This is a genomic window from Bartonella sp. MR110HLJHH (assembly GCF_042194225.1).
Taxonomy (GTDB): domain Bacteria; phylum Pseudomonadota; class Alphaproteobacteria; order Rhizobiales; family Rhizobiaceae; genus Bartonella; species Bartonella grahamii.
The window spans coordinates 1-819 of the sequence record NZ_JBHIMQ010000081.1 but is presented as its reverse complement, the minus strand read 5'-3'; the positions used below and the strand labels follow the sequence as shown (position 1 = coordinate 819).

The window sequence follows — 819 nt, the reverse complement described above, 5'->3', positions numbered from 1 at the left end:
ACCCAGCGTCAAGGTGCCATCGGTTGAGAGTTCTATCCGCTTTTGCGAAACAATGCGCCCCGTTTGGTTCAGAGTGTTTTGCGCATTCACAGTGATTGCGCCATTGCTTGCTATCGTACCACTATTGGTTAAATCACCATGGCTGGTCAGTTGAAGGTCACCACGCTCAATCTCTATGTGCCCTGCTTGGATCACACTATCAGCAACAATATTAACTGCCCCTTGCGTAGAAATGAGACCATCAACATTCTCAAAACTGCCCACATCAATGCGCAAACCATCCCGCGCTAAAACATGCGCACCTTCATCATGTGTAGCGTTTTGTTGGTCTGAATTTGTCGTTTCAGCGCTTTTATTGACAAAAGACGTTGCAACAATCTTCATCTCACCGGCTAAAGCACTGAGAAGACCAGCCTCATTACTTATATGACCAGCACGTGTCTCTTTCAGCCCACCAATGCTGAGAGCCTCTTCAGCAATAATTCTGCCCTGTGTGTTGGTCAGATTACCATCACTGAATAGATCCATAGATTTTTTGGCGTAAATCAGCCCACTATTGCTGACATTCCCTGCCACATTGAGGGCAACATTCTCACCACTAGAGCCAAGCACACCGGCATTGTCTAATTGCCCTGCGATCACAACAAAAACACCACCACTTTGAAGGACACCTTCGGATGTATTCTTCAGAAAGGCTTGTTGCGGATCGACGCCTTCTTGTGCACTTACCATCAAATGCAAATCATCGGTTGCAATAAACGTCCCTTGATTGGTAAATGCACCAATATGAGCATCGACACTCTCACCGCGCATTGTGCC

Annotated in this window: 1 pseudogene; it reads right to left on the bottom strand. The window is 46.8% G+C overall.

Features of this window, described 5'->3' with window-relative positions:
- Window positions 1-819: pseudogene (locus ACFIKB_RS09440) on the bottom strand (filamentous hemagglutinin); the annotation flags it as partial.